The sequence below is a fragment of the Streptomyces sp. NPDC086023 genome (genome assembly GCF_044540325.1).
GTDB lineage: Bacteria > Actinomycetota > Actinomycetes > Streptomycetales > Streptomycetaceae > Streptomyces.
The window spans coordinates 21,740-28,246 of record NZ_JBITRX010000041.1 but is presented as its reverse complement, the minus strand read 5'-3'; the positions used below and the strand labels follow the sequence as shown (position 1 = coordinate 28,246).

General features: G+C 69.5%; 6 protein-coding genes. All 6 read left to right on the top strand.

Annotated elements, in window-relative coordinates; all coding sequences use genetic code 11:
* Positions 1-163 precede the first annotated feature (163 nt).
* The 6 genes from ACIF6F_RS37530 to ACIF6F_RS37505 all read left to right on the top strand — a co-directional run bounded on the left by ACIF6F_RS37530 (position 164) and on the right by ACIF6F_RS37505 (position 6,491).
* Positions 164-754, top strand: a complete 591-nt coding sequence (locus ACIF6F_RS37530; RefSeq protein WP_399958378.1) for a CDP-alcohol phosphatidyltransferase family protein — start codon at positions 164-166, stop codon at positions 752-754.
* Between the two features lie 95 nt (positions 755-849).
* A complete protein-coding gene (locus ACIF6F_RS37525; protein ID WP_399958375.1) occupies positions 850-3,354 on the top strand; it encodes a sugar phosphate nucleotidyltransferase in 2,505 nt (834 codons plus the stop codon).
* A gap of 81 nt (positions 3,355-3,435) precedes the next feature.
* Entirely contained in the window at positions 3,436-4,329 is an 894-nt protein-coding gene (locus tag ACIF6F_RS37520; RefSeq protein WP_399958373.1) for a DUF881 domain-containing protein, read from the top strand.
* On the top strand, positions 4,326-4,658 hold the full coding sequence (locus ACIF6F_RS37515) for a small basic family protein (RefSeq protein ID WP_003970459.1): 333 nt from the start codon (positions 4,326-4,328) through the stop codon (positions 4,656-4,658). Before ACIF6F_RS37520 ends, ACIF6F_RS37515 begins: the two co-directional genes overlap by 4 nt.
* A gap of 5 nt (positions 4,659-4,663) precedes the next feature.
* A complete protein-coding gene (locus ACIF6F_RS37510; RefSeq protein WP_399958370.1) occupies positions 4,664-5,479 on the top strand; it encodes a DUF881 domain-containing protein in 816 nt (271 codons plus the stop codon).
* A gap of 94 nt (positions 5,480-5,573) precedes the next feature.
* Positions 5,574-6,491: an FHA domain-containing protein gene (locus ACIF6F_RS37505; RefSeq protein WP_399958389.1), complete on the top strand. Its 918-nt coding sequence runs from the start codon at positions 5,574-5,576 to the stop codon at positions 6,489-6,491.
* Positions 6,492-6,507: the final 16 nt, after the last annotated feature.

Sequence of the window (6,507 nt, the reverse complement as noted above, 5' to 3'; positions counted from 1 at the left end):
GGTACTGCAGGGGGGACCCTGTGGGAGAGTAGGACGCCGCCGAACAATCATTGTGGGAAAGCCCCGCACCTTCTGGTGCGGGGCTTTTCTGCGTTCTGGGCACGGATGTTCTCCTGTAGGGTCAGGGGGCATCGTTCAAACGTTTCCCAGTGGAGGCCCCCGGGTGGAGGTCCAGGAGACTCGAGTCCAGACGGACCGAATTTTCACCATCCCGAACATCCTGAGCATGGCTCGCCTCGTCGGCGTGCCCCTGTTCCTCTGGCTCATCCTCACCGAGCAGGACGGCTGGGCGCTCTTCGTGCTCATGCTCAGCGGCGTGAGCGACTACCTCGACGGAAAGCTCGCGCGGCGCTGGAACCAGATCAGCAATCTCGGCCGGCTGCTCGATCCCGCCGCCGACCGGCTGTACATCGTCTCCACGCTGATCGGCCTCACCTGGCGCGAGATCCTTCCGCTTTGGCTCACCCTCGCACTCTTCGCACGCGAGCTGATGCTCGCCGTCATGGTGCTCATCCTCCGCCGCCACGGCTATCCGCCGCCGCAGGTGAACTTCCTCGGCAAGGCGGCCACGTTCAACCTCATGTACGCCTTCCCGTTGCTTCTCCTGAGTGACGGCACTGGTGCACTCGCGTGGTTGGCGTCCGTTTTCGGATGGGCGTTCGCCGGATGGGGTACAACCCTCTATTGGTGGGCAGGGATCCTTTACGTGGTTCAGGTCCGCCGCCTGGTGAAGGCGGACGCCGCGGCCGATTGAGCCCGCCGCGAAGTCAGCGAAGACTCGCGGGGCTGATGAGTCCTCGTGGGTGCGGTCGGCAGGACCGTCGTCTCTTCAAGGAGGATTCTTCCGACATGAAGGCCGTCGTGATGGCCGGTGGCGAAGGCACGCGCCTGCGCCCCATGACCTCGAGCATGCCCAAGCCGCTCCTGCCGGTGGCCAACCGGCCGATCATGGAGCACGTCCTCAGGCTCCTGAAGCGGCACGGGCTGAGTGAGACCGTGGTCACCGTTCAGTTCCTCGCCTCCCTCGTCAAGAACTACTTCGGCGACGGCGAGGAACTCGGCATGGAACTCACCTATGCCCACGAGGAGAAGCCACTCGGCACCGCCGGAAGCGTGAAGAACGCCGAGGAAGCCCTCAAGGACGATGCTTTCCTGGTGATCTCCGGCGATGCGCTCACCGACTTCGACCTCACCGACCTGATCCGGTTCCACAAGGAAAAGGGCGCGCTGGTCACGGTCTGCCTGACCCGGGTGCCCAATCCGCTGGAATTCGGCATCACCATCGTCGACGAGGCGGGCAAGGTCGAGCGGTTCCTGGAGAAGCCGACGTGGGGCCAGGTGTTCTCGGACACCGTGAACACCGGCATCTACGTCATGGAGCCCGAGGTCTTCGACTACGTCGACCCCGACGTGCCCGTCGACTGGTCCGGTGACGTCTTCCCGCAGCTCATGAAGGAAGGCCGGCCCATCTACGGCTACATCGCCGAGGGCTACTGGGAGGACGTCGGCACCCACGAGAGCTACGTCAAGGCCCAGGCCGACGTGCTCGAAGGCCGCGTCGAGGTCGACATGGACGGCTTCGAGATCTCTCCCGGGGTCTGGATCGCGGAAGGTGCCGAGGTCCACCCGGACGCGGTGCTCCGCGGCCCCCTCTACATCGGCGACTACGCCAAGGTCGAGGCAGGCGCCGAGATCCGCGAGCACACCGTCGTCGGCTCGAACGTGGTCGTGAAGAGCGGCGCCTTCCTGCACAGGGCCGTCGTCCACGACAACGTGTACATCGGGCCACACAGCAATCTCCGCGGCTGCGTGATCGGCAAGAACACCGACATCATGCGCGCCGCGCGGATCGAGGACGGCGCGGTCATCGGCGACGAGTGCCTGGTCGGCGAGGAGTCGATCGTGCAGGGCAACGTCCGCGTCTACCCCTTCAAGACCGTCGAGGCCGGCGCCTTCGTCAACACCTCGGTCATCTGGGAGTCCCGCGGCACCGCCCACCTCTTCGGAGCCCGGGGCGTCTCCGGCATCCTCAACGTCGAGATCACCCCCGAGCTCGCGGTGCGGCTGGCGGGCGCCTACGCCACCACGCTCAAGAAGGGCGCGACCGTCACGACGGCCCGCGACCACTCCCGAGGCGCCCGCGCGCTCAAGCGAGCCGTGATCTCCGCGCTCCAGGCCAGCGCGATCGACGTACGCGACCTGGAGAACGTGCCGCTGCCGGTGGCCCGCCAGCAGACCGCCCGCGGCAGTGCCGGCGGGATCATGCTGCGGACCACTCCGGGCGTGCCGGACTCCGTCGACATCATGTTCTTCGACGAACGCGGTGCGGACCTCTCCCAGGCGGGGCAGCGCAAGCTGGACCGGGTGTACGCGCGCCAGGAGTACCGGCGTGCCTTCCCGGGCGAGATCGGCGACCTGCAGTTCCCGTCCAGCGTCTTCGACTCGTACACCGGGTCGCTGCTGCGGCGGGTGGACACCACCGGCATCGCGGACTCGGGGCTCAAGGTCGTCGTCGACGCCTCCAACGGCAGCGCCGGCCTCGTCCTGCCCAGCCTCCTCGGCCGGCTCGGCGTCGACGCCCTGACCATCAACCCGGGCCTCGACGAGTCGCGGCCCACCGAGACCGCCGAGTCCCGGCGCTCCGGCCTGGTCAGGCTCGGGGAGATCGTGGCCTCCGCGCGGGCGGCGTTCGGCGTCCGCTTCGACCCCGTCGGCGAGCGGATCTCGCTGGTCGACGAGCGGGGGCGGATCATCGAGGACGACCGGGCCCTGCTGGTCCTGCTCGACCTGGTCGCGGCGGAGCGGCGCAGCGGCAAGGTGGCGCTGCCCGTCACCACGACCCGTATCGCCGAGCAGGTGGCGGCGTACCACGGGACGCAGGTCGAGTGGACGACGACCTCCCCCGACGACCTCACGCGGGTCGGGCGGGCCGAGACGACGATCTTCGGCGGTGACGGCAAGGGCGGCCTGATCGTCCCCGAGTTCAGCAGTGTCTTCGACGGTGCCGCGGCCTTCGTCCGGCTGATCGGCCTGGTCGCGCGGACACAGCTCACGCTGAGCCAGATCGACGCCCGGATACCGCGAGCCCACGTCCTCAAGCGGGACCTGGCCACGCCCTGGGCCGTCAAGGGGCTGGTCATGCGGCGGGTGGTCGAGGCCGCCGGCGACCGTGCCGTGGACACGACGGACGGAGTCCGGGTCGTCGAGGCCGACGGGCGGTGGGCGCTGGTGCTGCCCGACCCGGCCGAGGCCGTGACGCACCTGTGGGCGGAGGGTCCCGACGACGCCTCCGCGCAGGCCCTGCTCGACGAGTGGTCGGCCGTGGTGGAGGGCGCCGGCCACCAGGGCGGCTGACCCGGGGGCCGGGGCGGCTGACGCGGCCGCCCCGGCCCGTACCGGGGGCGCATTCGGTGCCGGGCCCTGCGACGTGCGACGATGTGCCGCATGTCGCAGCCGCCCAACAACAGGAGCTCGGCCCCGGGGCCGTCGCGCCCGGACGCCTCCATGTCGCTGCTGACGCACGTGATGGACCACAGCCTCGACGAGGGCTACGCCGAGGCTTCCGCCCGCCGGGCGGCCGAGGGCACCGCGGGGCTGCCGCGCACCCTGAAGGCGAAACTCGCGCTCGCGGCCGGTCTCGTGCTGGCGGCGATGGTCGTCACGCTCGGCGCGGCGCAGGCGCGGATAGAGGCTCCGGTGCTCGCCAAGGAGCGCGAGGAGCTGATCGACCGGGTCGAGCGGGCGAACGCCGGCGCCGACGGCCTGGAGAAGGAGATCGAGTCGCTGCGGACCGACGTCTCGGGACGTCAGCGGGCGGCGCTCAAGCAGCACGGCGGGGACCAGGGTGAACTGGTCGCCCTCCTGTCCGGGGCCACCGAGGTGCGGGGCCCTGGTCTGAAGCTGGTCGTGGACGACGCCAAGGACGCCGAGCAGGGCGGCGGGGGACCGCGCGAGAGCGCCGGGTTCTCCGACACCGGGCGGGTACGCGACCGCGACATGCAGCGGATCGTCAACGGACTGTGGCAGGCGGGGGCGGAGGCCGTGTCCATCAACGGGCAGCGGCTGACCTCCCTGTCGGCCATCCGGGCCGCGGGTGACGCGATACTGGTCGACAACAAGCCGCTGGTACCGCCGTACGAGGTGCTGGCGGTGGGGGAGAAGAACCGGCTCCGCACGGACTTCCAGGACAGCGTCGACGGCCAGTATCTGCATGTGCTCCAGGAGAACTACGGCATCCGTTACACCGTCTCCACTGAAGACGACGTACGGCTTCCGGCGGCGTCGAGCCTGACCGTACGCACAGCAGAACCGAAGAAGGGTGCATCGTGATCGCCGTACTGGGCCTCGTGGTGGGAGTGGTGGTCGGACTTCTCGTCCGGCCCGAGGTGCCGGCCGTCGTCGAGCCCTACCTGCCGATCGCCGTCGTGGCGGCGCTCGACGCCGTGTTCGGCGGCCTGCGGGCGATGCTGGACGGGATCTTCGTCGACAAGGTCTTCGTCGTGTCGTTCCTGTCCAACGTGGTCGTCGCCGCGCTGATCGTGTTCCTCGGCGACAAACTGGGCGTCGGCGCCCAGCTGTCGACGGGCGTGGTCGTCGTCCTCGGCATCCGCATCTTCTCCAACGCGGCCGCCATCCGCCGGCACGTCTTCCGGGCGTGAGGCCGATGAGTACGGAGAACCCGAAGAACCCCGAGAACCCGGAGCCCGCGGAGAACAGCGTCCCGGGCGGCCCCGGCGAGGAGCGCCCGGCCCCCGAGGAGACCGGCCGCCAGCGGCTGGCCGCGGGGCTGTGGCCGCCGCGGGTGACGCGCGCCCAACTGGTCGTCGCGCTGCTGCTGTTCGTGCTGGGTCTGGGGCTCGCGATCCAGGTGCGGTCCAACAGCGATTCGAGCGCGCTGCGCGGTGCCCGCCAGGAGGACCTGGTCCGCATCCTGGACGAACTGGACGGGCGCACCAAGCGCCTGGAGGACGAGAAGCAGCGGCTGGAGGACCAGCGCAGGGAGCTGGAGAACTCGTCCGACCAGGCCGAGGAGGCCCGGAAGCAGACCATCGAGAAGGAGCGGCAACTCGGCATCCTGGCGGGCACGGTGGCGGCCGAGGGGCCGGGGATCACGCTGCGGGTGATCGACCCGAAGAACCTGATCGAGTCGGACATGCTGCTGGACGCGATCCAGGAGCTGCGCGCTGCGGGTGCGGAGGCGATCCAGGTCAACGGCGTCCGCGTGGTCGCCGACACCTACTTCTCCGATGCGGACGGCGGCGGGGTCGCCGTGGACGGTCGGAAGATCACCCCGCCTTACGAGTTCAAGGTCATCGGCAGGCCGCAGGACCTAGAACCCGCCCTCAACATCCCCGGCGGGGTCATCCAGACGCTGGAGAAGGAGCAGGCCACCGCCATGGTGACCCGATCGGCCAAGATCGTCGTAGATGCCTTGCGGGCGGCGAAGCAGCCTGACTACGCTCGGTCGTCATCGTCATGAGGAACGCCATGGGACGCGGCTGGCTGTGGTGCTCCCCACGCGGGCGGGTGCTTGCGGGGGGTCGGCGCACCGATAGGGCGGTGCGTGGTGGAAACTGTCTGGTGGTTACGGACGTTGTGAGAATGTCCGGGTCGGCAGGTGTGTGCATTCAGGATTCCTGCCCCACGGGCGGGTCTGTTTCAGTCAAGGGGAATCGCCCGTGAAGTTGTTTGAGAAGTTGTTCGGCAAGAAGGCGCGTGAGGACAGCGGCAAGCACCGCGCCGACCGCGCCGATGAGCTGCAGGAGCAGGGCGGCCGCCCGCTGTTCCGCGACGAGGTCGCCGGATCGGGCGACAATTCGGGCGCGTCGTCCGTTGACCCGGCCGGGTCCGGGCGCATAGGTTTCGGTGAACCATCAACCTCTAGTGCGGGTGGAGGGTTCGCCCCCGATCCGTACGCCACCCATGCCTCCGCGGGTCAGCCGCGGCGCGAGGAGCCGTCCATGTTGGTGTGCGGCAGGTGCGGGCACCGCAATGGCGAGGACAGCCGTTTCTGCTCGAACTGCGGCGCACCGCTGCGGCCGGGTCTGACGCCGGAGCGTGCCTCGGAGACCACGTCGACCATCTCCATCTCCGGTCTTGAGGCCTACGAGGCGGAGGCGACCGGGCAGACGCTCGCGCCCTCCCTCTCGCCCGAGGCCCAGGCCGCGGTGGACGCCCTGCCCCCGGGCTCGGCGCTGCTGATCGTCCGGCGCGGCCCCAACTCGGGCAGCCGCTTCCTGCTGGACGGCGAGCTGACCACGGCGGGCCGGCACCCGCAGAGCGACATCTTCCTGGACGACGTCACCGTCTCCCGGCGGCACGTGGAGTTCCGCAGGGGCCAGGACGGACGCTTCACCGTGGCCGACGTCGGCAGCCTGAACGGTACGTACGTCAACCGTGAGCCGATCGACTCGGTGACGCTCAACAACGGCGACGAGGTGCAGATCGGCAAGTACCGACTGGTCTTCTACGCGAGCCAGCGAGGCATCTGACTCCCCCGGACGACAT

What these genes read in the sequence shown, in the direction of transcription:
- ACIF6F_RS37510 (WP_399958370.1), top strand. Translation starts at nt 4,664, where the DNA reads ATGAGTACGGAGAACCCGAAGAACCCCGAGAACCCGGAGCCCGCGGAG.
- ACIF6F_RS37525 (WP_399958375.1), top strand. Translation starts at nt 850, where the DNA reads ATGAAGGCCGTCGTGATGGCCGGTGGCGAAGGCACGCGCCTGCGCCCC.
- ACIF6F_RS37520 (WP_399958373.1), top strand. Translation starts at nt 3,436, where the DNA reads ATGTGCCGCATGTCGCAGCCGCCCAACAACAGGAGCTCGGCCCCGGGG.